22 protein-coding genes are annotated in these 24,730 nt (G+C 56.3%); 13 read left to right on the forward strand and 9 right to left on the reverse strand.

What is annotated here, in order from left to right; genetic code table 11:
• Positions 1-98 precede the first annotated feature (98 nt).
• The 3 genes from mak to E5C26_RS05180 all read left to right on the forward strand — a co-directional run bounded on the left by mak (position 99) and on the right by E5C26_RS05180 (position 1,726).
• Positions 99-1,007, forward strand: coding sequence for a fructokinase (gene mak, locus E5C26_RS05170; protein ID WP_135315352.1), 909 nt, complete (start codon positions 99-101; stop codon positions 1,005-1,007).
• A 102-nt stretch (positions 1,008-1,109) separates the two neighbouring features.
• On the forward strand, positions 1,110-1,343 hold the full coding sequence (locus E5C26_RS05175) for a type II toxin-antitoxin system Phd/YefM family antitoxin (RefSeq protein ID WP_135315353.1): 234 nt from the start codon (positions 1,110-1,112) through the stop codon (positions 1,341-1,343).
• A complete protein-coding gene (locus E5C26_RS05180) occupies positions 1,340-1,726 on the forward strand; it encodes a type II toxin-antitoxin system VapC family toxin (protein ID WP_135315354.1) in 387 nt (128 codons plus the stop codon). The genes E5C26_RS05175 and E5C26_RS05180 overlap by 4 nt, the downstream gene beginning before the upstream one ends.
• A gap of 79 nt (positions 1,727-1,805) precedes the next feature.
• On the opposite strand, the gene sbcC is transcribed toward E5C26_RS05180, so the two are convergent.
• Complete coding sequence (sbcC, locus tag E5C26_RS05185) at positions 1,806-5,057, reverse strand: exonuclease subunit SbcC (RefSeq protein ID WP_135315355.1); 3,252 nt, start codon at positions 5,055-5,057, stop codon at positions 1,806-1,808.
• Positions 5,054-6,286: an exonuclease subunit SbcD gene (gene sbcD / locus E5C26_RS05190; RefSeq protein WP_135315356.1), complete on the reverse strand. Its 1,233-nt coding sequence runs from the start codon at positions 6,284-6,286 to the stop codon at positions 5,054-5,056. Before sbcD ends, sbcC begins: the two co-directional genes overlap by 4 nt.
• Before the next feature lie 201 nt (positions 6,287-6,487).
• Here sbcD and phoB point away from each other — a divergent pair, with 201 nt between their 5' ends.
• The 6 genes from phoB (at position 6,488) to proY (ending at position 14,033) form a co-directional block, all read left to right on the forward strand.
• The gene (gene phoB / locus E5C26_RS05195) at positions 6,488-7,177 is read left to right on the forward strand and encodes a phosphate response regulator transcription factor PhoB (RefSeq protein WP_012005482.1); all 690 of its coding nucleotides are present in this window, start codon (positions 6,488-6,490) and stop codon (positions 7,175-7,177) included.
• 24 nt (positions 7,178-7,201) lie between these two features.
• Positions 7,202-8,518, forward strand: a complete 1,317-nt coding sequence (phoR, locus tag E5C26_RS05200) for a phosphate regulon sensor histidine kinase PhoR (RefSeq protein WP_135315357.1) — start codon at positions 7,202-7,204, stop codon at positions 8,516-8,518.
• A gap of 16 nt (positions 8,519-8,534) precedes the next feature.
• Positions 8,535-9,473 carry a PstS family phosphate ABC transporter substrate-binding protein gene (locus E5C26_RS05205; RefSeq protein ID WP_135315358.1) on the forward strand — a complete coding sequence of 313 codons (939 nt, stop codon included), beginning with the start codon at positions 8,535-8,537 and terminating at the stop codon, positions 9,471-9,473.
• A 209-nt stretch (positions 9,474-9,682) separates the two neighbouring features.
• Positions 9,683-10,789: a cobalamin-independent methionine synthase II family protein gene (locus E5C26_RS05210; protein WP_135315359.1), complete on the forward strand. Its 1,107-nt coding sequence runs from the start codon at positions 9,683-9,685 to the stop codon at positions 10,787-10,789.
• 446 nt (positions 10,790-11,235) lie between these two features.
• A complete protein-coding gene (gene brnQ / locus E5C26_RS05215) occupies positions 11,236-12,555 on the forward strand; it encodes a branched-chain amino acid transport system II carrier protein (protein WP_135315360.1) in 1,320 nt (439 codons plus the stop codon).
• 71 nt (positions 12,556-12,626) lie between these two features.
• The gene (proY, locus tag E5C26_RS05220; RefSeq protein ID WP_135315361.1) at positions 12,627-14,033 is read left to right on the forward strand and encodes a proline-specific permease ProY; all 1,407 of its coding nucleotides are present in this window, start codon (positions 12,627-12,629) and stop codon (positions 14,031-14,033) included.
• Positions 14,034-14,089: 56 nt separating this feature from the next.
• On the opposite strand, the gene E5C26_RS05225 is transcribed toward proY, so the two are convergent.
• The 4 genes from E5C26_RS05225 to E5C26_RS05240 all read right to left on the reverse strand — a co-directional run bounded on the left by E5C26_RS05225 (position 14,090) and on the right by E5C26_RS05240 (position 16,407).
• Positions 14,090-14,377, reverse strand: coding sequence for a HigA family addiction module antitoxin (locus E5C26_RS05225; RefSeq protein ID WP_112363951.1), 288 nt, complete (start codon positions 14,375-14,377; stop codon positions 14,090-14,092).
• Positions 14,377-14,655 carry a type II toxin-antitoxin system RelE/ParE family toxin gene (locus tag E5C26_RS05230; protein ID WP_135315362.1) on the reverse strand — a complete coding sequence of 93 codons (279 nt, stop codon included), beginning with the start codon at positions 14,653-14,655 and terminating at the stop codon, positions 14,377-14,379. The genes E5C26_RS05225 and E5C26_RS05230 overlap by 1 nt, the downstream gene beginning before the upstream one ends.
• A gap of 91 nt (positions 14,656-14,746) precedes the next feature.
• Positions 14,747-15,010 carry a hypothetical protein gene (locus E5C26_RS05235; protein ID WP_135315363.1) on the reverse strand — a complete coding sequence of 88 codons (264 nt, stop codon included), beginning with the start codon at positions 15,008-15,010 and terminating at the stop codon, positions 14,747-14,749.
• 131 nt (positions 15,011-15,141) lie between these two features.
• Positions 15,142-16,407 carry a mechanosensitive ion channel family protein gene (locus E5C26_RS05240; protein ID WP_135315364.1) on the reverse strand — a complete coding sequence of 422 codons (1,266 nt, stop codon included), beginning with the start codon at positions 16,405-16,407 and terminating at the stop codon, positions 15,142-15,144.
• 249 nt (positions 16,408-16,656) lie between these two features.
• On the opposite strand from E5C26_RS05240, the gene malZ reads away from it, so the two are divergent.
• Entirely contained in the window at positions 16,657-18,480 is a 1,824-nt protein-coding gene (malZ, locus tag E5C26_RS05245) for a maltodextrin glucosidase (RefSeq protein ID WP_135315365.1), read from the forward strand.
• Positions 18,481-18,545: 65 nt separating this feature from the next.
• Here the strand turns inward: malZ and ggt are convergent, their stop codons facing one another.
• From ggt to E5C26_RS05260, 3 genes are all read right to left on the reverse strand, one after another.
• Positions 18,546-20,309 (reverse strand): gamma-glutamyltransferase, encoded by a 1,764-nt coding sequence (gene ggt, locus E5C26_RS05250; RefSeq protein WP_135315366.1) that lies wholly within the window; start codon positions 20,307-20,309, stop codon positions 18,546-18,548.
• A 229-nt stretch (positions 20,310-20,538) separates the two neighbouring features.
• Positions 20,539-21,141: a peroxiredoxin C gene (locus E5C26_RS05255; RefSeq protein WP_012005499.1), complete on the reverse strand. Its 603-nt coding sequence runs from the start codon at positions 21,139-21,141 to the stop codon at positions 20,539-20,541.
• Positions 21,142-21,370: 229 nt separating this feature from the next.
• Complete coding sequence (locus E5C26_RS05260; RefSeq protein WP_135315367.1) at positions 21,371-21,952, reverse strand: ACP phosphodiesterase; 582 nt, start codon at positions 21,950-21,952, stop codon at positions 21,371-21,373.
• 120 nt (positions 21,953-22,072) lie between these two features.
• Here E5C26_RS05260 and queA point away from each other — a divergent pair, with 120 nt between their 5' ends.
• The 3 genes from queA to yajC all read left to right on the forward strand — a co-directional run bounded on the left by queA (position 22,073) and on the right by yajC (position 24,711).
• On the forward strand, positions 22,073-23,143 hold the full coding sequence (queA, locus tag E5C26_RS05265) for a tRNA preQ1(34) S-adenosylmethionine ribosyltransferase-isomerase QueA (RefSeq protein ID WP_135315368.1): 1,071 nt from the start codon (positions 22,073-22,075) through the stop codon (positions 23,141-23,143).
• 77 nt (positions 23,144-23,220) lie between these two features.
• Positions 23,221-24,345, forward strand: coding sequence for a tRNA guanosine(34) transglycosylase Tgt (tgt, locus tag E5C26_RS05270; RefSeq protein WP_135315369.1), 1,125 nt, complete (start codon positions 23,221-23,223; stop codon positions 24,343-24,345).
• Positions 24,346-24,378: 33 nt separating this feature from the next.
• A complete protein-coding gene (yajC, locus tag E5C26_RS05275; RefSeq protein ID WP_012005503.1) occupies positions 24,379-24,711 on the forward strand; it encodes a preprotein translocase subunit YajC in 333 nt (110 codons plus the stop codon).
• Positions 24,712-24,730: the final 19 nt, after the last annotated feature.

Here is a 24,730-nt window from a genome sequence, read left to right on the forward strand (position 1 = left end):
AAATTGCCATCACCGTCACACTCGGCGCTGATTGAGTGATCCCGGCAACTGAATATATTAGGCTGTGGCAACGTTGTTGTGCATTGAGGAGAAAAATCGTGCGCATTGGTATCGACCTGGGTGGCACCAAAATTGAAGTGATCGCGTTGGCCAACGATGGACAGGAACTGTTCCGCCATCGCATCGCTACGCCGCGCCATGACTACCAGCAAACGCTGGATGCGATTACCGGTCTGGTGAAATTGGCAGAAGAGAATACCGGCCAGCAAGGCTCGGTCGGCGTCGGCATCCCCGGCACGCTGTCGCCTTATACCGGGCTGGTTAAAAACGCCAACTCGGTGTGGCTCAACGGCCAACCGCTGGATAAAGACCTGTCGGCGATGCTGGCCCGTGAAGTGCGTATTGCCAACGATGCCAACTGCCTGGCAGTGTCGGAAGCCACCGATGGCGCTGCGGCCGGCAAGCAAACCGTGTTTGCGGTGATTATTGGTACCGGCTGTGGTGCTGGGGTGGCGATCAACGGCCAGGCGCACTCGGGCGGTAATGGCATCTCTGGCGAATGGGGGCATAACCCGCTGCCGTGGCTGGATGATGACGAGCTGCGTTTTCGCGCCGAGGTTCCCTGTTACTGCGGCAAGCAGGGCTGTATCGAAACCTTTATTTCCGGGACTGGCTTTGCCACCGACTATGCGCGTCTGAGCGGTAATCCGTTGAAAGGGCATGAAATCATGACGCTGGTGGGGCAAGGGGATGCCGTCGCGGAGCAAGCGATCAGCCGTTACGAGCTGCGGCTGGCGAAATCGCTGGCGCACGTGATCAATATTTTTGATCCGGACGTCGTAGTGCTGGGCGGGGGGATGAGCAACGTGGATCGGCTGTATCAGCACGTACCGCAGTTGGTGAAATCCTGGGTATTCGGCGGCGAATGCGAAACCCCGATCCGCAAGGCGGTTCACGGCGACTCCAGCGGCGTGCGCGGTGCGGCCTGGTTGTGGCCACAGCGGTAACTGTTACAAAAAAGCGCGGGCCTGCTCGCGCTTTAATCAATCCGCTGTACAAAATCTGGACTCCCCTCTATGCTTTAGCTAACTTAGCTAAGGAGGTCGCGTATGCCTATTCAGGCCAATATGCATGAAGCAAAATCCAATCTGAGCCAACTGGCGGATAAAGCCGCGCAAGGAGAGACCGTGATTATAGCGAAAGCAGGGAAGCCGTATGTTCAGCTGGTGGCCATCAAGGGGCAAACCCGCCAGCCTGGTGCCGCCAGGGGCAGATTTACCGTGCCGGACAATTTTAATGATGGCGACGCAGACATCACGGCGCTGTTTGAAGGCGATGAATGAAACGCCTGCTGCTCGATACCCATGCGTTGCTGTGGTGGCTGGCAGACGACCCCAGCCTGGGGGGGAACGCCAGAAGGCAAATAGCCGATCCCGGTAATGTGGTGTATGTCAGCGCGGCCAGCATTTGGGAGATTTCGATTAAGCGGGCGCTGGGCAAGCTGGCGCTACCGGATGACATTTTCGAGGTGATTGAGGCCGAAGATTTTCTGCCGTTGCCGATGGCGGCCTTTCACGGCCAGCAGGCGGGCCAGTTGCCGCCGCATCATCAGGATCCTTTTGATCGCATGCTGATCGCTCAGGCGCAGGCAGAAGGGCTGACGTTAATTTCCGCCGACGCCGCTTTCCCGCAGTATGGCATCCGGGTATTTGACGCCCGGCGCTAAAGTGGGTTAACCCTCGGGTTCGCTACGCACCGGCTCTCTTTCGCCGGTGCTGCGACCCTGCTTCTCTGTCAGTACCGGGTTATTCCAGCCGGAACTGCGGCTCCAGCCGGCTGATGCCGAGCCCGTTGACCTTTTTCACCTTGATTTGTACCGGGATCCGTTCTTTCATGGCCTCAACGTGGCTGATCACGCCTATGGTTTTCCCGGAGGCGTTCAGGCTGTCGAGCGCATCCAGCGCGGTATCCAGGGTTTCTGCATCCAGGGTGCCGAAGCCTTCGTCGAGGAACAGCGAATCGATACTGGTCTTGTGACTGACCAGATCGGACAGCGCCAGTGCCAGCGCCAGGCTCACCAGGAAGCTTTCACCGCCGGACAGGGTGCGGGTATCGCGCAGCGCGTCCGCCTGCCAGGTATCCACCACCTGTAGCTCCAGCGCATCGCTGGTTTTACGCTGCAACAAATAGCGTCCGTGCAGCCGCCCCAGTTGGTTATTTGCCAGATACACCAGATGATCGAGCGTCAACCCCTGGGCAAACTTACGGAATTTATCCCCTTCTTTGGAGCCGATAAGCTGATTGAGATAGCTCCAGTCGTCGTACTGGCTCTGGCTCTGGCTGATTTGCTCAAACAGCGACTGCTGATTGATACGGCGCGCGGCATCGCTTTCTAACTGATTGCGTACTTCGCCCTGGCGTAGCTGCAAGGTTTTTAACTGCTGTGCCAGCGCAGCCAGACTCTGGCTCAGTGCCTCGGGATCGGTCTGGTTCTCATCGAGCCCTTCAGGGCGCTGTTGCTGATGCTGCTTCAGGCTTTCTATGGCCTGGGCCAACAGAGCGCTGGCCTCCACCTGACGCTGTTGCAACTGCTCTTTGCGCTGCTGCAATTGTCGGCGCTGGTCGTCATCCAACAATGCGGCACTGAAGGCGGTTTCATCGCTGAATTCACTGGCAGCCAGCGCTTGCAGCCACTCCTGTTCCGCCTGCTGCAACCGCTCGGTCTGTTGCAGCAGTTGCTGCTGCAGCCCGACAAGCTGGCCGCTCAGACGATCGCGTTGCTCCTGGGCTTTCTGCCATTGCTCGGCCGCTTGCTGGCTGGCTTGCTCACAGGCCATCTGCCGGGCGCGCAACTGTTCGCGCACCTGGGTAATCTGCTGTTCACCAAACAGGGTCAGCCGCTGCGCCCGTTGCTCGCCAAGGGCTTGTTCACCTTCCTGCCACTGTTGCTGCAGGCGCTGCTGTTGCAGCTGGGCCTCTGCATGGCTTTTCTCCAGCAGGATGAAACGTTCGTCCAGCCGTGCCTTCTCTTGTTGCGCCTGCTGCTGTTGCGCTTGCAGTGCGGCTAATTGGTCTTTGGCCTGCTGCACAGCGTGCGACGCCTGTTCGTGTTGCAGTAGTGTGGCCTGAGCCTGACGTTCTTCGTTGTCGCAGGCGTTCAACCACTGACTCAGGCGGTCGGCGTCTTGCAGGCTAAAGTCAAATGCCAGCGGTGTGCTGAGGGTTTGCCACTGCTGCAGGTGGGTGGCCAGTTGTTGCTCGTCTTGCGTGATGAGTTGCTGTTGGCGCTGTTGCTGTTCTTTCAGGCTTTCGCAACGGGTGCGCAGTTCGGTGCCCTGGGTATATAAAGCCTCGGTTGTGGCGCGCATCTGGGTCAGGCGTAATGCGGTTTCAGAAGGTTTTACCGCCTGATACTGCTCAATGGCCGGGTGGCTGCAGGAGCCGCACAATGGACAGGGCTCACCGGTTTGCAGGCGGGCGCGCTCGGCTTCCAGGCTGACAATGCGCTGTTCCAGCTCGAGGGCTTTTTCCACGTCTGTCTGGTGGGCTTTTTGCTGCTTATACTGCTGCCGCGTCTCTTCGAGCTGTTTTTCATGTTCGCCGAGTTGCGTCTGGCGGGCGGTGAACTCTTTGCGTTGCAGCTCCAGACGTTCACTGACCTGGCTAAACAGGGACGATAGGGTAAATAACTGCTGGCGTACCGGGCGCAGCTCGGTCAACTCGGTCTGACGCTGGCGCAGTGTTAGCAAAGGCGACTGGGCTTCCAGCGTATTTTGTTGTTGCTGCTGCACCGTTAACGCGGCGGTGAGGCCGTTAAGTTTTTCCTGATGCTGCCCGGCCTGTGCGGTCAACCGGGTTCGTTGAACCTCGAGTTGTTCCAGCGCTGTTTTTTGCTGGGCATACTGCTGTGCGGCGCTATCGCACGCCTGTTGCAGTTCGGCCTGGGTTTTCTGCAACTGGGCAATCTGGTTATCGAGCGGGACGACTTGCTCGTCGATCAGCCGTTGTTGCGCCTGTTGATGTTCAACATGTGCCTGCAGTTGCGCACGGGCTTGCTCCACAGCCTGCTGCAACGGCGCCATCTGAGCTAGCTGTTGTTGCTGCTGCTGCGTTAATTGGTTTATCTGCTGTTGCAGCGCCTGTTGATCGTTGCGGCAGCGGTTACGTTCGTTAAGCAATGGCCGCAGTTTTTCTGCCGGCTCGCTGCGCGCCAACTGCTGCAGTTGCGGTTCGGCCACCGCCTGTTCCTGCTGTGCCGCGTTCAGTTGGCGTTGGTAGTCCTGCTGTTTTTGTTGAGTTTGTTGCCACTGTTGTAACCAGTTCAGCGCCTGCTGTTGCTGGCGGGCCTGCTCGCCAAGGGTATTTTCCTGCGTCCCCAGTTCAACCAACTGGCTCTCCAGTTGTTGACGCTGTTCGTCATTGAGCAGCTCAATGCCACTGGCGCGTTGATGCAGCGCATCCAAATCGGCCTTGGCCTGCTTATGCTGTTCGAAAACCCGCTCGGAAAGCTGGCCGTAGATCTCGGTACCGGTCAGCTCTTCCAGCAGCTCGGCGCGGTCATTGGCATCGGCATTGAGGAAGGCGGCGAACTGCCCCTGGGATAACATCATCGATTTGGTGAAGCGGCCGAAGTCCAAGCCGGTGATTGCGGCGGTCATATCCAGCTTGTCGCGTACCTTGTCCGCCAGGATTTTTCCGTCCTCACGCAGCGCCAGCTCTACTTTCGGTGCCTGCAGGTTACCGTCCGGGGCATTTTTGGCCCGGCGCTGGCTCCAGAAGGCGCGGTAGCCGACCCCTTTGACTTCAAATTCGACCTCAGCCAGCGATTCGGCGGTGTGGCGCGTCATCAACTCGTTCTGGCTCGGCGTGACGTTAAGGCGCGGTGTCTGGTGGTACAGCGCCAGGCAGATAGCGTCCAGCAGGGTGGTTTTTCCCGCTCCGGTGGGGCCGGTGATGGCGAATAACCCATTGCTGGCAAAGGGTTCGGCGGTAAAGTCGATCTTCCATTCGCCCTGCAGGGAGTTGAGGTTTTTTAACCTCAGGCTGAGGATTTTCATTGGCTCGGCTCCTGGTCGTTGTGCCGCACGGACTCGACCACCTGCTGGAACATTTGGCTCATTCGTTGCCGACGTTGTTCGGCCATTTCAGGCTCCTGCGCCAGCCGCCGCTCGAACACCTCGTTGACGCTCAGTTCGTTGAGGGTTTCCTTGTCCTGCTGTTCAATCGCCTGGCGCCGCTGTTCTTTGCTGCGGCGCAACAGCACCACTTCTACCGGCAGTTGATCGGCCAGTAACTGGATGCGGCGCTGAATGTCGCTAAGGTAGTCCTGTGTTGCCACTTCAATGTCCAGCCACACCGGTAATTCACCCTGATAATCGGCGAACTCCTGCAATTGTTGCTCGATCTGTGCCAAATCACCCTTGATAAGCTGCATCGGTTGGAAGCTGGGGATCTCCAGCGCAGTGACCTGTTGCAGAGCGCCCGCGCTGAAATCCACCATAAACACGCTTTTGGCTTTGCCCAATTCGTCAAAACTGAGTGGGATCGGCGAGCCGCTGTAGCGAATATGCTCGGATTTGGCGACGTTCTGCGCGCGGTGAATATGCCCCAGCGCGATGTAGTCAGCCGGCGGAAAGGCCTGCGCCGGGAAGGCGTCCAGCGTGCCAATATAGATATCGCGCACCGAATCGGAAGTGGTGACGCCCACGGTGGTCAGATGGCCGGTGGCAATAATCGGCAGTGGCAAACCCAATGAATCACGACATGCGCAGGCCGCCTGATACAGCTTTTGATAATGGTCGGCGATAGCCTCTTGCAGTGCCTGCTGTTTTTGCACCCCGGACTCGCCGGCGCGGCTGGTGAGCAGATCGCGTGGGCGCAGAAAAGGGATGGCGCACAGCACCGCGCCCGGCTGGCCGTCGCGCTGATTCAGCACCAGAATTTGTTGCTCGGTCTCGCTCTGTGCGTTGGCAATCACGGTGGTATTCAGGCAGGAAAGCAATTCACGCGATTCATTCAAGGTTGCCACGGAGTCGTGGTTGCCGCCCAGCACCACCAACTGGCAGCCGGTGCGCTGCAGTTCCACCACGAAACGGTTATACAGCTCGCGGGCATAGCTTGGCGGCGAACCGGTATCGAACAGATCCCCGGCGACGATCAGCGCATCCACCTGCTGTTGTTCGATTTGCTCAATCAGCCAGCGCAGAAAAGCCTGATGTTCGGCGGCGCGGCTTTTGGTGAAAAAATACTGGCCAAGATGCCAGTCAGAGGTGTGGATCAGGCGCATGACACTCCCAGGGCGATAGGGTAATGGCGGGGATTATAAAGGGAATATGATGTTTCTGCGTGATTAGAAATAGTCGCTATGCTTACTGCCTGTAACAGACAGGTTTTTTCAAGGCTATTTATTTCATAAATCTGTCACAAAACTGACGCATAATGGCGCCCGCAATCAACTGTGATCGCTAACACATTGGCAGGATTGACGATGGCAAGACGCATACTGGTGGTGGAAGACGAAGCGCCGATCCGTGAGATGGTGTGCTTTGTGTTGGAACAGAATGGTTACCAACCGTTGGAAGCTGAGGATTATGACAGCGCAGTGACGCGCCTGTCTGAGCCGTTCCCTGATTTAGTGTTACTCGACTGGATGTTACCCGGGGGGTCCGGCATTCAGTTTATTAAACATATGAAGCGTGAAGCGATGACCCGCGATATTCCGGTGATGATGCTGACCGCTCGCGGTGAAGAAGAAGACCGTGTCCGTGGCCTGGAAGTCGGGGCGGATGATTACATCACCAAACCTTTCTCGCCGAAGGAGCTGGTGGCGCGCATCAAGGCGGTAATGCGCCGTATTTCACCGATGGCGGTGGAAGAAGTGATTGAAATGCAAGGGCTGAGTCTGGATCCCTCTTCTCACCGGGTGATGGCCAACGAGCAGGCGCTGGATATGGGGCCGACCGAATTCAAATTGCTGCACTTCTTTATGACTCATCCAGAGCGTGTTTATAGCCGCGAACAGTTGCTTAATCACGTCTGGGGCACTAACGTTTATGTGGAAGACCGCACCGTTGACGTGCATATCCGTCGACTCCGTAAGGCGTTAGAGACCAGTGGTCATGACAAAATGGTTCAAACCGTTCGGGGCACCGGCTACCGATTCTCAACGCGCTACTGATCGCGACGCGCTGGAGAATATGCCGTGCTAGAACGTCTATCCTGGAAGAGGCTGGCCCTGGAGCTGGCCCTTTTCTGCTTGCCTGCCTTACTGCTGGGGCTGATTTTCGGCTATCTGCCCTGGTTGCTGCTGGCCTCTGTGCTGGCGGCGCTGGTATGGAATTTCTACAACCAACTCAAACTTTCCCACTGGCTGTGGGTTGACCGCAGCATGACGCCGCCACCCGGGCGCTGGAGCTGGGAACCGCTGTTTTACGGCCTGTATCAGATGCAGCAGCGTAATCGCCGTCGGCGGCGTGAACTGGCGCTGTTGATCAAACGTTTTCGCAGCGGCGCGGAATCGCTGCCCGATGCGGTGGTGATGACCACCGTCGAAGGCAATATCTTCTGGTGTAACGGTTTGGCGCAGCATCTGCTGGGTTTCCGCTGGCCGGAAGACAATGGTCAGCACATTCTCAACCTGCTGCGTTACCCTGAATTCAGCCACTATCTGCAACAGCAGGAGTTCTCCCGGCCGTTGACGCTGCAGTTGAATAATGAACATTACGTCGAATTCCGTGTGATGCCTTATTCCGAAGGGCAATTGCTGATGGTGGCGCGTGACGTCACCCAAATGCGCCAGCTGGAAGGCGCGCGACGCAATTTCTTCGCCAACGTCAGCCATGAACTGCGTACCCCGCTCACGGTGCTGCAGGGTTATCTGGAGATGATGAGCGACGAAGAGCTGGATGGCTCGCTGCGCGGCAAAGCGCTGGGCACCATGCAAGAACAGACCCGGCGTATGGATGGGCTGGTCAAACAGCTGCTGACGCTGTCACGGATTGAGGCGGCACCTAACGTCGATATGAACGAACGGGTCGATATCCCGCTGATGTTGCGGGTGTTGCAACGCGAAGCGCAGTCGCTGAGCGGCGGTAACCATGAGATTACTTTCCGGGTGAACGAGCAGCTCAAGGTGTTCGGCAACGACGACCAGTTGCGCAGTGCGGTGTCAAACCTGGTGTACAACGCCGTCAATCACACGCCAAAGGGCACCAATATCGAGGTGAGCTGGCAACAGACGCCAAGCGGTGCGCAGTTCCAGGTCAGTGATAATGGGCCGGGCATCGCCGCCGAACATATTCCGCGCCTGACCGAACGTTTCTATCGCGTCGACAAGGCCCGTTCACGCCAGACCGGCGGCAGTGGGCTGGGGCTGGCGATCGTCAAGCATGCGCTCAGCCACCATGATGCGCGGCTGGAGATCCTCAGTGAGCAGGGCATCGGCACCCGATTCATCTTTACCTTGCCTAACCGGTTGATTGTTCCCGCAGCTTTATCAGAGAATGCGGTGAAAAATTAACGCGCGAGAGGCTGGCATGATCCGAATCACCCGAGGGCTGTTGCTTTGCCTGGCGCTGCTGGCGAGCCGTGGCGCGTTGGCGCAGCCGGACGGCATGCTGTCCGGCAACCTGTCGAGCGTCGGTTCCGATACGCTGGCGAATCTGATGGCGCTGTGGGCGCAGGATTTCAGCCAGCATTATCCCAACGTTAATTTGCAGATCCAGGCCGCCGGTTCTTCGACCGCACCTACCGCTTTGGCGGCGGGGGCCGCGCAACTGGGGCCGATGAGCCGACCGATGAAGGCGGCGGAAGTGTCGGCGTTCGAACACCGTTATGGCTATGCGCCGCTGGCAGTGCCGGTTGCGGTGGATGCGCTGGTGGTGTTGGTCCATCAGGACAACCCGCTACGTGGGCTTAACCTGCAGCAACTTGACCGCATTTTCTCCGCGACCCTGCGCTGTGGCGAAAACCAGCCGTTGACGCGTTGGGGTGAACTGGGATTGACCGGCGACTGGCAGCAGCGTGCGCTGCAACGCTTTGGGCGTAATTCGGCTTCCGGCACCTACGGTTATTTCAAACTGCGTGCGCTGTGTGGCGGTGACTTTATGCCCAGGGTCAATGAACTGCCCGGTTCAGCCTCGGTGGTGCAGGCGGTGGCCGGCTCGCTGAACAGCATCGGTTACGCCAGCATTGGTTTTCGCGCCAGCGGCGTGCGGCTGTTGCCACTGGCCGAGTCCGGTGATAATTATGTCGTTCCCAACGACGTCAATGTGCGCAACGGTAGCTATCCACTGTCGCGCTATCTGTATATTTACATTAACAAAGCGCCCAACCAGCCGTTGGAGCCACTGACCGCCGCATTTCTCGATCGCGTGCTTTCCGACACCGGGCAAAACCTGGTGAACCATGACGGTTATCTGCCGCTGCCCTCCGCTACTTTGCAGAAAACCCGTCAGGCGTTGGGGCTGCAATAAATTTCCCTCGGGGCGTTGATTCGCCCTCAACATGAATTTCTCTCACTACCGATGAAATTTCTTCTATTGCTGCCCGGCAGTCGGTATGACAGCATGCTTCCCATCTTCTTTAGACGTCTGGATGTCCATAATAACCTGGCGTAATAATTCAAACTGTCAATTACTGAGGTAAAGGCCCGATCTTTTACCTGCTACCGGGAGTCATAAATATGTGCGATTGCAGCCATGCTTTTCACGCTGACGTTGTCGGCAGTCTGTTGCGCCCCGCAGCGCTGAAAACCGCTCGTCACCAGTTCCAGCAAGGTGAGATTGATGCCGCCCAATTGCGGGCAGTTGAAGACGAGCAGATCCGCCTGGCCGTGGCCAAACAGCAAGAGCTCGGCCTGGCGGTGGTCACTGACGGGGAATTTAGGCGCGCGTGGTGGCACTTTGATTTCCTGGAAGGGCTGGACGGCGTGGAAGGTTATGACGCGGAGCAGGGGATCCAGTTCAACGGCGTGCAAACCCGGGCGCGCAGCATCAAGGTGGTCGGCAAGTTGGGCTTTAACTCACAGCATCCGATGTTGGCAGATTTCCGTTTCCTGAAGGCGATCGCCGGTGATACGGTGCCGAAAATGACCATTCCAAGCCCGAGCGTGCTGCACTTTCGCGGTGGGCGCAAGGCCATCGACAGTCAGGTCTACCCGGATCTGAACGCCTATTTCAACGATCTGGCCCAGACCTATCGTGATGCGATCAAGGCATTTTATGATGCCGGTTGCCGCTACCTGCAGCTGGATGACACCGTCTGGGCCTACCTGTGTTCAGACGATCAACGGCGACAGATCCGTGAGCGCGGGGAAGATCCGGATCAACTGGCACGTATTTATGCCGATGTGTTGAATGCCGCGATCGCCGACAAGCCGGACGATCTGACCATTGGGCTGCACGTTTGCCGCGGCAACTTCCGTTCCACCTGGATCTCCGAAGGTGGCTATGAGCCGGTGGCGGAAATCCTGTTTGGGCAGGTGAATATCGATGCCTTCTTCCTGGAGTACGACAATGAACGCTCCGGTGGGTTTGAGCCGCTGCGCTTTATTAAACCAGGTAAACAGCAGGTGGTGTTGGGACTGATCACCACCAAAAACGGCGAACTGGAGAACCCTGAACAGGTGAAACAGCGTCTTGAGGAGGCCGCGCAGTTTGTCGACCACAGTCAACTTTGCCTCAGCACCCAGTGCGGTTTTGCCTCGACCGAAGAGGGTAACAGCCTGAGTGAATCACAGCAGTGGAATAAACTGCAAAGCGTGGTGAATATCGCCCGGCAGGTTTGGTAAGAGCGAAAAACGCGTTCAGACCGCGCGAAAACTGGCTGTTTATTGGCGTTTTAGCGCGGTGGTTAGCCATGGGCTTCACGTTTTGTGAATGCGTTGCTCAAAAATGATACAAATCATGTATTGTATATTTATTGATAGCCACTATGATCGACTGGCGTGGAAAGATTATCTGGTCTATAACTCTGCTTTTTGTCATGCGTCTTGCCTTACGACGCTATAAACGTTTAACTTAGCCCTCGTTGTCGGACTAAACCTCCATTTATAACTCCTAAAACTCTGCCCATCATCATGAGTGGTCACTTTCGAATAAGGACAAAACGCCGGACGTTATGCGTTTTCTGCTCTTATTGGTCTCGCGATGAAATGGCAAGCCGGCAACCGGATGGGGCATAACGCCACCACCTATCGGGCACTTTTTTTCATTTGAACAGGCAACACGACATCGTATGAGTCATCGTTTAACGTCAAAAGATATTATTGCATTGGGTTTTATGACCTTTGCCTTATTCGTCGGCGCCGGGAATATCATTTTCCCGCCGATGGTCGGTTTACAGTCCGGTGAACACGTCTGGACTGCAGCTATCGGCTTCCTGATCACTGCCGTCGGTCTACCGGTGATGACAGTGATCGCGCTGGCTCGTGTCGGTGGTGGCATTGACGCCCTGAGTACGCCAATTGGGCGTCGCGCCGGTCTGCTGCTGGCGACCGTCTGCTATCTGGCCGTCGGCCCGCTATTCGCTACCCCGCGTACCGCGACCGTCTCCTTTGAAGTGGGTATTGCCCCGCTGACCGGTGACGGCGCCATGCCGCTGTTTATTTACAGCCTGGTGTATTTCGCGCTGGTGATCGGCATCTCTCTGTATCCGGGCCGCTTGCTCGATACCGTCGGCCACGTACTGGCACCGCTGAAAATCGTGGCGCTGGGCGCGCTGGGTATTGCCGCGTTGGCCTGGCCTGCGGGCACGCCAATTCCGGCGACCGAGGTTTATCAGAACGTTCCATTCTCTACCGGCTTCGTTAACGGCTATCTGACCATGGATACGCTGGGCGCGCTGGTCTTCGGCATCGTCATCGTTAACGCCGCGCGTTCCCGTGGTGTGAAGGATGCAAAATTGCTGACGCGTTACACCATTCTGGCGGGCCTGATCGCCGGTGTCGGTCTGACGCTGGTTTACCTGAGCCTGTTCAAGCTGGGTTCCGGCAGTGGTGTGCTGGTGCCTGATGCAACCAACGGCGCGGTGATCCTGCATGCTTACGTACAGAACACCTTCGGTGGGTTGGGCAGCTTCTTCCTGGCCGCGCTGATCTTTATCGCCTGTATGGTGACTGCGGTTGGCCTGACCTGCGCCTGCGCCGAGTTTTTTGCCCAATACCTGCCGTTCTCTTACAAGACGCTGGTGTTCATTTTGGGTCTGTTCTCGATGCTGGTCTCCAACCTGGGCCTGAGCCATCTGATCCAGATCTCTATCCCGGTACTGACCGCGATTTATCCGCCGTGCATCGTGCTGGTGGTGCTGAGTTTCACCCTGCGTTGGTGGAACAGTGCGCCGCGTATCATCGCGCCGGTGATGTTAGTCAGCCTGTTGTTTGGTATCCTTGACGCGGTGAAAGCATCCACCTTCCAGCATTTCCTGCCGGAGTGGACCAATCACCTGCCATTGGCGAGTCAGGGACTGGCATGGTTACCGCCGTCGCTGTTGATGCTGGTGCTGGTCGCAATTTATGACCGGGTTTGTACGCGCTCTGAAGTGACCGCGCACTCCTAATCCCCCGGCTAAATTTTGGGCCACGGACTTGTCCGTGGCTTTTTTACGTTTAAAAAACACGGGTTATCTTCATGCAACAACAGTCACCCGCCGCCCCTGCGGCCAATAAGCTGAAACGCGGCCTCAGTACGCGCCACATTCGCTTTATGGCGCTGGGCTCGGCTATTGGCACCGGTCTGTTCTACGGTTCGGCGGACGCCATTAAAATGGCCGGCCCGAGCGTTTTGCTGGCCTACCTGATTGGCGGTATTGTCGCCTTTATCATCATGCGTGCGCTGGGCGAGATGTCGGTCAACAACCCGCAGGCCAGTTCGTTTTCACGCTATGCGCAGGATTATCTTGGCCCGATGGCCGGGTATATCACCGGCTGGACCTACTGTTTTGAAATCCTGATCGTTGCGATTGCCGACGTGACGGCGTTCGGTATCTATATGGGGATTTGGTTCCCAGAGGTGCCGCATTGGATTTGGGTGCTGAGTGTGGTGCTGGTGATTGGCGCCATCAACCTGATGAGCGTGAAGGTGTTCGGTGAGCTGGAGTTTTGGTTCTCGTTCTTCAAAGTGGCCACCATCATCATCATGATTGCTGCCGGTATCGGCATCATCATCTGGGGGATTGGCAACGGCGGACAGCCGACCGGTATCCATAACCTGTGGTCCAACGGCGGCTTCTTCAGTAACGGGTTTATCGGCATGCTCCTGTCGCTGCAGTTGGTGATGTTTGCCTACGGCGGCATCGAAATTATTGGTATCACTGCCGGTGAAGCCAAAGACCCGAAAAGCTCGATTCCCAAGGCCATCAACTCGGTGCCGTGGCGTATTCTGGTGTTCTACGTCGGTACGCTGTTCGTCATCATGTCGATTTATCCGTGGAACCAGGTGGGTACCAATGGCAGCCCGTTCGTGCTGACCTTCCAGCACATGGGCATTACCGTGGCGGCCGGTATTCTTAACTTTGTAGTGATCACCGCGTCGCTGTCCGCGATTAACAGCGATGTGTTTGGCGTTGGCCGTATGCTGCACGGCATGGCAGAGCAGGGCCACGCACCGAAGATGTTCAGCAAGGTCTCCAAACGCGGTATTCCGTGGGTCACGGTGGTGGTGATGATGCTGGCGCTGCTGTTGGCGGTGTATCTCAACTACATCATGCCGGAAAACGTGTTCCTGGTGATTGCCTCCCTGGCGACCTTCGCCACCGTGTGGGTGTGGATCATGATCCTGTTCTCGCAGATTGCCTTCCGTCGCAGCCTGAGCAAAGAACAGGTGAAAAACCTGGCCTTCCCGCTGCGTGGCGGCGTATTCACCTCGGTGGTGGCGATTATCTTCCTGGTGTTTATCATCGGCCTGATTGGCTACTTCCCAACCACCCGCGTATCGCTGTATGCCGGTCTGGTCTGGGTGGTGGTGCTGTTGGCGGGTTATTACTTCAAGCTCAACCACCAGAAGAAACTGGCGGTGCTGGCGCAGCAGCAGGATTGAAAATGAAAACACCGGCCATGCGCCGGTGTTTTTTATCGTAAGTTCAATCGTGCCCGTTACGCAAAATCCAGCTTACGTAGTTTTGATACATCAATAGATTGCCTGGCGTGCCACAGGTCATACGCATCCTGCATTCCCATCCATACCCGTTCTGAACTGCCAATGACAATCGACAAACGGATAGCCATTTCTGGCGAAATATCCGATTTTCCGGTAATCAGGCGCTGCACCGTTGATGGTGCTACGTCCAACGCTTTAGCCAGACCGCGAGCGCTGAGGTTTAATGTCTCCATGGTTTCTTTTATCAGCTCTCCGGGATGCGGCGGGTTAAACATTTGAGTCATTAATGGTAATCCTCATAGTTAACGATATAGACGTCACCCTCTGTCAGCTCAAAAGTGATTCGCCAGTTACCGGTTACAGTTATTGACCAAAGCCCGCTTCGATCGCCCGTTAACGAATGCAAAAAGAAACCTGGGAGATCCACATCGTTTATTTCCTTGGCAAGATCCAACACGCTTAGGCGGAGACTGATTTTTTTCGCTTGTTTACTATCTATACCTGCCGTTGAACCGGTTTCAAAAAATTTTTTTAGTCCTTTATGCCTGAAGCTTTTTATCATCCTGATGGCTCCTTGGGTGTTGCGCTATACGCATCATAGGTCCGTGCCGCGCATGACGCAACGTTTTTGATTGTTTTTTAATCTTTGGCGCTTATTGTTTTTCCTCGGGTTCATCGTCGCCAGAGGCGCGGGCTTCAATGCGCAGGCTGCTGTCGTTGAGACGTTCTTCATTCTCGTCGCCAGCAGCGCGCGCCAGCATTTCGCGGATATCCTGCATGTTGCTGCTCAGGGTACTCAGTGCCGGCTGCAAGGTCTGGCTCATACGGCTTTCGTCCAGTGAGGCGTTGTGCAAGCAGCCAATAAACATCAGGGCGGCCAACAAGCTAAACAGCCGGTGGCGTAGTGGTTTCAGCAATCCTCTTTTCCTTCAGCGGGCGTTAATCAATGCATTAACGCTGTTTTTATGCTGAAAGAAAAGCGGACTGAGACATCCGTTGCCCCTGGGTTGAGAGTCATTTCCGGCAGAAACAGTTACGTCAGCTTGCGTCAGGAAATCTCTGCCGTTTGACGCATTTGGCTGAGCATGCTGCGCATGTCGTTGCCGGTTGGCGTTTGATGCACCCGTAAATCGAATTCGTTGATGACCGCCAGAATATGGTCAAAGATATCCGATTGAATACTTTCGTATTCTGTCCAGGCCGTGGTGTTGGTAAAGGCATAAATTTCCAGCGGCAATCCCTCCGGTAGCGGGGCCAATTGCCGCACCATCAGAGTCATATGCTGGTGAATATTCGGGTGGGCGCGCAGGTAGGCTTCCAGATAAGCGCGTAGCGTACCCAGGTTGGTCAGACGGCGGCCATTGAGTGGGGAACTGAGATCTACAGCAATCTGCTGGTTATGTTGACTCAACTCCTGCTTTTTATCGTTCAGATAACGTTGCAGCAGCGGGTTGCGGATCAGCCGTTGTTGCTCCTCATCCGACAGGAAATGCACGCTGGTGGTATCGATATTGATGCTGCGCTTAATACGACGCCCGCCGGACTCTGACATTGAGCGCCAGTTTTTAAAGGAATCGGAAATCAGCGCGTAGGTTGGAATGGTGGTGACGGTATTATCCCAGTTGCGCACTTTTACCGTGGTCAGGCCGATGTCGGTGACCGCGCCGTCAGCGCCGTATTTTGGCATTTCCAGCCAGTCGCCGATGGTCAGCATATCGTTGGCGGAAAGCTGAATACCGGCCACCAGACCGAGGATCGGGTCTTTAAACACCAACATCAATACTGCCGTCATCGCGCCCAAACCGCTGAGCAGCAGCAATGGCGACTTACCCATCAGCAGGGACACGATCATGATGCCAATCAGAATGGCGGCTACCAGCTTCAGCCCCTGAAAGATACCCCGCAGAGGCAACTGCCTTGAAATCGGGCTTTGGCGTAGCATCGCCAGCAGCGTATCGAGCAGGGAAAACAGCGACAGCAGAGCGAAGCCCATGATCCACACCTGGGCAGCGGTGACGATAACCGCCTGGGTTTGGCTACCGGCATGCAACCACAATACGGCTTGCAGATTAATGATCACCCCCTGCAGTAACAACGCCATGCGCTGGAACAGTTTGTATTGGGTGATTGCCTGCTGCCACATGCGTTGTGACTGCTGGCCATGACGCTGGATCGTCTTCAGTACCACGCGGTGCAGTACCAGGTGGATCACTACTGAAATCAGGACGATCAGCCCCAGTACCATCAGCAGAGACATCACCCCGCTAAATTCCAGCCCGAACTTCTCCAGCCACAGGCTTATCTGTTGTTGCATTGCCGCTCCTTTAAAAAATGTGCAAAAAATATCCAATATACTCAAAACACGTTAGCCTAATGGCTGCGGGCCGTAATGTGCGTGTTTTTACCCTTTTTTACATAGGGTTGCCGTTGACCGACTCTCTCCACCCCCCGGCTCCTCCCCGAGTTTACCAGCCAGAGAGGAGGGGGACTGGCACTCAACGTGGCATTGTTCGTGGCATTGAATAACGTCGTCGATTTCGTTTTGTACAGCAGGAGGAAAGTCATGCTGAACGCCTGGCATCAACCGGTCCCGCCCTTTGTGGTGAAGAAGGGGCAGCGCCTGGATATCACGCTGTGGTTACAGGGTGATGATTTGCCCGAACGGGTATTTTTACGTGCCGAACCGGATAATGAAGAATGGCTGCTGATCATGAAAGCTCAGCAGGCGGAGGGTTTGCACCGCTATCAGGCCAGTTTGACGCTCAATGAAGGTGAGCCAACCCGTCGTTACTGTTTCAAGCTGGTTTGGGCCGATCGTCAGCAATGGTTCGGCCCTCAGGGCTGGTCAGTGACACCGCCGGGGCAGTTGACACAGTTTGCGGTCGACGTGCCCGATAGCAGCCCGGCCTGGGTGGCGGATCAGATTTTTTATCAAATTTTCCCCGATCGTTTTGCCAGTAGCGGGGGTGAACACGGCATTCAGAGCGGCAGCTATCGCCATCATGCGGCCGGCTGTGATGTGGTGCGCCACGACTGGCAACATCCGCTGGAAGACCGGCATGCGGCCTCTACCTTCTATGGCGGTGACCTGGACGGCATTAGCCAAAAGCTGCCTTATTTACAGACGCTGGGGGTGACGGCGCTGTATTTAAACCCGATTTTCACCGCGCCGAGCGTGCATAAATACGATACCGAGGACTATTACCAGGTCGATCCCTATCTCGGCGGTAACGCCGCCCTGCAGCGTTTGCGAGTGAGCACTCACAAGGTAGGGATGAAACTGGTACTGGACGGGGTGTTTAACCATACCGGCGACTCGCACCCGTGGTTCGATCGTCACCAGCAAGGTGACAGTGGTGCTTGCCATCACCCGGACTCGCCTTACCGCGGCTGGTTCAATTTCTACCCTGATGGCCGCGCGCTTGACTGGAAGGGTAACGCCAGCCTGCCTAAGCTCAATTTCGCTGAGCCGCAGGTGGCAGAGGCGATTTATCGTGGCGACGGTAGTGTGGTACGCCATTGGTTGCGGCCACCCTACAGTATTGATGGCTGGCGGCTGGACGTGGTGCATATGTTGGGGGAGAACGGCGGGGCTACCGGCAACCTGCAGCATTTGGCGGGCATTTATCAGGCGGTGAAACAGGAAAACCCGCAGGCCTATGTGCTGGGCGAGCATTTTGGCGACGCGCGCCGCTGGCTGCATGCCGGTGTGGAAGATGCGGCGATGAACTACATGGGCTTTGCCCTGCCGGTGCGGGGGTTCCTTGCCGGGCTGGACGTGGCGCACCACCCGGTACAAATGGATGCGGCGGAGTGTGCCCAGTGGATGGATGACTACCGGGCCGGGCTGCCGCATGGCAGCCAGTTGATCCAGTTCAACCAGCTCGACAGCCATGATACCGCCCGTTTTCTGACGCTGTTGCAGGGCAACCAGGCGCGGATGCGCATGGCGGCGGTGTGGCTGATGAGCTGGATCGGCGTGCCTTGCCTGTATTATGGCGATGAGATTGGCCTGGATGGCGCCAACGACCCGTTCTGCCGCAAGCCTTTCCCGTGGGACGAAAGCCAGTGGGACCTGAGCTTGTTGGCCCTGTGCCAACGTATGGCGGCACTGCGTAAACAGAGCCTGGCACTGCGTCGTGGCGGTTGTCAGGTACTGCACGCCTGCGGGGAAACACTGGCGTTTGTGCGCATCTATCAACAGGAGCAGGTGCTGGTGGCGTTACAACGCGGAGGCAGTGGCACAGTGACTTTACCGTACAGTCCGCTGCTGGCCGCAGGCCAATGGCAACGGCTGGAAGGGGATGGTGAGTTGCATGATGGGCAGAATGCTGTCTCGCTGCAATTAGGTGAGGAATCAGTGAGTCTTTGGCGACGGGTCGGTTAGTTCTGTAAAGGGGCCAATATACCGGCCCCTTTTGGGGTTAGTGGGCGTTTACACGCTCAGTCAGATCAATAGCCTACGGCTGAACCGGCCGGGCGACGAACGTCGTTGGCACCGTACAGGTAACCTTCGCGTACTTTACCGGAAACCGCTGAGTCGTTACCGGAGTTGGCCGGGCTGACGCCAGCCGCGCCAGGCAGACCGACCAGGATCAATTCAGCGGCACCCCACGGCGTTTGCTCGACCATCTTGTAACCCATACCGCTGAGAATTTTCAGCGTATCGGCAGAAACTCCGCGCTGTTCGTAGTAAACCTCATCCGGCAACCATTGATGATGGATACGCGGCGCATCGACGGCTTCCTGCGGTGCCATACCGTGGTCGATCACGTTCAGCGCAGTCTGCAGCGTGATAGTGATGATGCGCGATCCGCCCGGCGAGCCGAGAACCATAAAGATTTTATTGTCCTTGGTCACCAGCGTTGGGCTCATTGACGATAGTGGGCGCTTACCGGGGGCAATGCTGTTGGCGGTACCTTGCACCAGTCCATACAGGTTTTTCTCCCCGACCTTGACGGTAAAGTCGTCCATTTCATCGTTGAGGAAGAAGCCGGTGCCAGGCGCAATCACCACCGCGCCAAAGCGCCCGTTGACGGTGTAGGTGGTGGAAACGGCGTTACCCTGATGATCGACAATCGAATAGTGGGTGGTTTCCGGTTTTTCGTGGGGTTCCATGCCGGGCTGCACGTTCTCTGACGGTGTGGCTTTGTCCGCGACGATTTTCTTGCGGATCTCCTCGGCATAGCTTTTGCTGACCAGCCTGTCGATCGGGTTTTTGATGAACTCCGGGTCGCCGAGGTAGGTATTACGGTCCATATAGGCGTGGCGCATGGCTTCGGTCATAGTGTGGATGGCTGCCGCCGAATTAAAGCCCATGCTTTTCAGGTCGTAGCCTTCGACCACGTTAAGGATTTCGCACAGCGTGACGCCGCCGGAGCTGGGTGGGGGCGCAGAGACAAATTTATAGCCGCGATAGCTGCAGGTAATCGGCGGGGTTTCGGTAACTTTGTAGTTGGCGAAGTCGGTCGCCGTCAGAATTCCGCCACCCTGTTTGGCTGCCGCCTCGACCGCCTGCGGAATTTTGCCTTTATAGAAGGCATCCGGGCCGTCTTTGGCGATGGCCTCCAGCGTGTTGGCCAGATCGCTTTGCACCAGGCGATCGCCCGGCTGTAACGGCGTGCCGTCAGGGCGCAGGAAAATCCGTGCGGATTCCGGATCCTGTTTAAAGCGTGCGACGGTAGTATCGAGGATATCGGTGTCGGCACGGGTCAGCACAAAGCCCTCACGCGCCAGTTTGATCGCCGGCTCCATCACCTGCTCGCGGCTCAGTTTGCCGTATTTCTTGCGCGCGGTTTCCATGCCCAGCACGGTACCCGGTACCCCTGCGGCCAGATAGCCGTACAGGCTGGCGCCTTTCTTCACGTTGCCTGCGGCATCCAGATACATATTGGCGCTGGCCGCTGCCGGCGCGGTTTCGCGGAAGTTGATAAAGGTGTCGGTGCCATCGGCCAGGTGCACCGTCATAAAGCCGCCGCCGCCGATGTTACCGCAGCACGGGTTAACCACCGCCTGCGCATAACCTACGGCTACGGCTGCATCGATGGCATTGCCGCCCAGTTTCAGGATATCCACGCCGACCTGTGAGGCTAGATGTTGCGATGTCACTACCATGCCATTTTGGGCTTCGACCGCCGGATTGGAGGCGGCATACAGGCTGCTGCTGACCAGCAGCGCCGCCATGGTCAGCGGCTTGCTCCATTTTTGTAAAAACATAGTTATTCCTACCCTGTCAGTTTTCTTATAGTGTTTGGCTTGCCCCTCCTGCTCTGCAAAGAGCGGGCCAGCGTTATTGATACTAGCCAGAGTTAAGGGATTGTGCGGAAAACAGCCGGGTAAATGTGAGCGGAAACAAGGAAATGAAGCACACAATGGAGGCGACTGCCCTAAAAAAGGGCAAAAAAAACCGGCCGCGAGGGCCGGTTGATACACTTGCAGGCTGAAATTACAGCTTGGAAGCGTTCTCGGACAGGTATTTAGCCACGCCATCCGGAGATGCGCCCATACCTGCTTTGCCTTTTTCCCACTGAGCCGGGCACACTTCGCCGTGTTGCTCGTGGAATTGCAGCGCGTCAACGGTACGGATCATTTCGTCGATGTTACGGCCGATTGGCAGGTCGTTAACAACCTGAGCGCGAACCACACCGTCTTTGTCAATCAGGAAAGAACCACGCAGGGCAACGCCTGCTTCTGGGTGCTCGATGCCGTAAGCTTTCTGAATTTCACGCTTAATGTCAGCAACCATTGCGTATTTCACTTCCCCGATGCCGCCATTCTCGACAGGGGTTTTACGCCATGCGTTGTGGACAAACTCTGAGTCGAATGAAACGCCAACCACTTCAACGCCACGCTTCTGGAATTCTTCATAGCGGTGATCGAAAGCGATCAGCTCAGAAGGACATACGAAGGTGAAGTCCATCGGCCAGAAGAACAGTACGGCTGGTTTGCCGTTCAGGTGCTTCTTGAAGTTGAAGTTTTCAACGATTTCGCCACTACCCAGAACGGCAGCTGCGGTGAAGTCAGGGGCTTGACGAGTTACCAGGACCATAATTACTCCTGTAAAAAGTGTTAAGGGGTTGATGTAAAAGCAAGGGCCAGTATAGGGGCCACGACTTGGTGAATAAAGGGTAAAAGACCAATCAATGAGATAGCTTTCACCTATTAAAGTCGGTGATTAAATTTAGCAGGTTTTAAAAATAACCTTTTCCCATAAAAGGGCAAGGGTTAAAAAGCAATTTCTCGTAAAGCATCGCATTTTCAAAGCGTTTGATTTGACCTTACAATTTTTTGTCTTTTGCCTGCTGCATCATCTGTGGGTAAAACTGCCAGAATTGTGTTTCAAGCTGATGATAGTTGCGCTCCACATCGCTGAAGGAGCCGGCCAGTGCGGCCAGGCGCGGACGGCGGCTGGCCATGCCCGCCAGCACGTTGCCGATAAACGGCAGTTCGGCATAGCGCTCCAGCCAGCGTTCCGGCCATAAATAGCCGTTTAAATTCTGAAAGCGGGGCGGTGTCAGCGGCAAATGCGGCAGGATTTGGCCCTGGGCTTGCTGGATAAACCCCTGCAGGTTGAGGGAGGGTTCCAGCTGTTGCCAGTGACGCGCCAGGAAGTGATCCCACACTACGTCGAGCGTGATGGGGGCCACGCGCCGGTGTTCTTCCGTGAAATAAGCGCGGCAGGCCTTTACCTGCGGCAGGCTGTCGGTCAGCACATCGACGCGACGATGCATCATAATGCCGGCCACCACGGCGGGATCGTACTCGCCGGCAGGGTTGCCGCGCACGAAGTCGGCCAACAGATTACCCAGCAACGAGCTTTCCGCCAGTGAGGCTAAATGGAGATGAGCGAGATAATTCATCCGGCAACTATAACGCAACTCATGCAAATCCTCCTTATTTCTTGCCGCTGACCGCCCGCAGCTTTAGACTAGGCCGCCTGTTTTTTAATGACCAATCCCATATTGAAGAAGTGAATAGCCATGCGCGTCGCCGATTTTTCGTTTGAACTTCCCGAGTCCCTGATTGCCCACTATCCCCAGCCTGAACGCAGCGGTTGCCGTTTGCTGCAGTTGGACGGGCCGAGCGGGGAGCTTAAGCATGGCGTATTCACCGATCTGCTGGATAACCTGGAGGCCGGCGATCTGCTGGTGTTCAATAATACCCGGGTGATCCCGGCACGCATGTTTGGCCGCAAGGTCAGCGGCGGCAAGATTGAAGTTCTGGTCGAGCGCGTGCTGGACGACCATCGGGTGCTGGCGCACGTTCGCGCCTCCAAGGCCCCCAAGCCGGGCACCGATCTGCTGCTGGGTGACGATGAAAGCATCGCCGCCACTATGGTCGCGCGCCACGATACGCTGTTCGAACTGCGCTTCAACGACGAGCGAGACGTGTTCACTATCCTGAATGCCGTCGGCCATATGCCGCTGCCGCCGTATATCGATCGTCCGGACGAAGACGCCGACCGCGAGCTTTATCAGACAGTCTACAGCGAAAAACCGGGTGCTGTAGCCGCACCGACCGCCGGGCTGCATTTCGACGAGCCGTTGTTGGCCGCGCTGCGCGAGAAGGGCATCGAGATGGCGTTTGTCACCCTGCACGTGGGCGCGGGTACCTTCCAGCCAGTGCGGGTGGAAACCATCGAAGAACACGTCATGCATGCCGAATACGCAGAGGTGCCGCAGGAGGTGGTTGACGCCGTATTGGCCTGCAAAGCGCGCGGCAAGCGCGTGGTGGCAGTTGGTACCACTTCGGTACGTTCGCTGGAGAGCGCCGCCAACGCCAGCAAAGAGGCATTGATTGCGCCGTTCTTCGACGACACCAGCATCTTTATCTTCCCGGGTTACCACTATCAGGTGGTTGACGCACTGGTGACCAATTTCCACCTGCCGGAGTCGACGCTGATTATGCTGGTTTCCGCCTTTGCCGGTTATAAAAACACCATGCATGCCTATCAGCAGGCGGTAGCCGAGCAGTACCGTTTCTTCAGCTACGGCGATGCGATGTTCATCAGCCGTAACCCGCAGGCGGAGCAAGAGTCCGTCGGCGAATAAATAAATTCCCTGAGTCGCGCCACTGGCGTGGCTCGATGTTAATCACGCCAGACTGTTTCTCTGGCGCTGGAGGCTTTGTGAAGTACGAATTAGACACAACCGATGGCCGCGCTCGCCGTGGCCGCCTGATCTTTGAACGTGGCGTGGTGGAAACCCCAGCCTTTATGCCGGTCGGCACCTACGGCACGGTAAAGGGCATGACGCCGGAAGAAGTGAAAGACACCGGCGCACAGATCCTGCTGGGTAACACCTTCCACCTGTGGCTGCGCCCAGGGCAGGAGATCATGAAGCTGCATGGCGATCTGCATGATTTCATGCAGTGGCATGGCCCGATCCTCACCGATTCCGGCGGTTTCCAGGTGTTCAGCCTGGGCGCGATGCGCAAAATCAAAGAAGAAGGCGTACATTTCCGTAACCCGATTAACGGCGATAAAGTCTTCCTCAGCCCGGAAAAATCGATGGAAATCCAGTATGACCTGGGTTCCGACATCGTGATGATCTTCGACGAATGTACACCGTACCCGGCAGACTGGGACTACGCCAAGAGTTCGATGGAAATGTCTCTGCGCTGGGCGCAGCGTAGCCGTCAGCGTTTTGACGAACTGAATAACAAGAACGCTTTATTCGGCATTATTCAGGGCGGTGTTTACGAAGATTTACGTGATGTATCAGTAAAAGGGCTGGTGGAGATCGGTTTTGATGGTTACGCTGTGGGCGGCCTGGCAGTCGGTGAGCCAAAAGAGGATATGCATCGCATTCTCGAACATGTTTGCCCGCAAATTCCGGAAGATAAGCCACGTTACCTGATGGGCGTTGGCAAACCGGAAGATCTGGTAGAAGGCGTGCGTCGCGGTATCGATATGTTCGACTGCGTGATGCCAACGCGTAATGCCCGTAACGGCCATCTGTTCGTGACTGACGGTGTGGTAAAAATCCGTAATGCCAAGCACAAGGATGATACTTCTCCGCTGGATAAAGACTGTGATTGCTACACGTGTCGCAATTACAGCCGCGCCTACTTGCATCATCTCGATCGTTGCAACGAAATACTGGGTGCCCGATTGAACACCATTCATAACCTGCGTCACTACCAACGCCTGATGGCGGGTTTACGCGAGGCTATTGAACAGGGTAAATTAGAGCTGTTTGTTGCGGATTTCTACGGTCGGATCGGTAAACCGGTTCCACCTTTAAACGCTTGAATTAATAATTGATAACTTAATGAGGGAATTTCAATGAGCTTTTTCATTTCTGACGCCGTCGCATCCGCAGGAGCTCCGTCTCAGGGAAGCCCGTACTCTCTGATCATTATGCTGGTGGTTTTTGGCCTGATTTTCTATTTCATGATCCTGCGTCCACAGCAGAAACGCGCTAAAGAGCACAAGAAACTGATGGACTCGATCGGCAAGGGTGATGAAGTGCTGACCACCGGTGGCCTGATTGGTCGCGTGACCAAAGTGGCTGACACCGGCATCATCGCTATTGCGCTCAACGACACCACGGAAGTGATGATCAAGCGTGACTTCGTGGCGGCCGTTCTGCCGAAAGGTACCATGAAGGCCCTGTAATTTTGTTTTCCCGAAGGGA

Origin of the sequence: Serratia proteamaculans, assembly GCF_004684015.1 — a bacterium.
GTDB classification, from domain to species: Bacteria; Pseudomonadota; Gammaproteobacteria; order Enterobacterales; family Enterobacteriaceae; genus Serratia; species Serratia proteamaculans_F.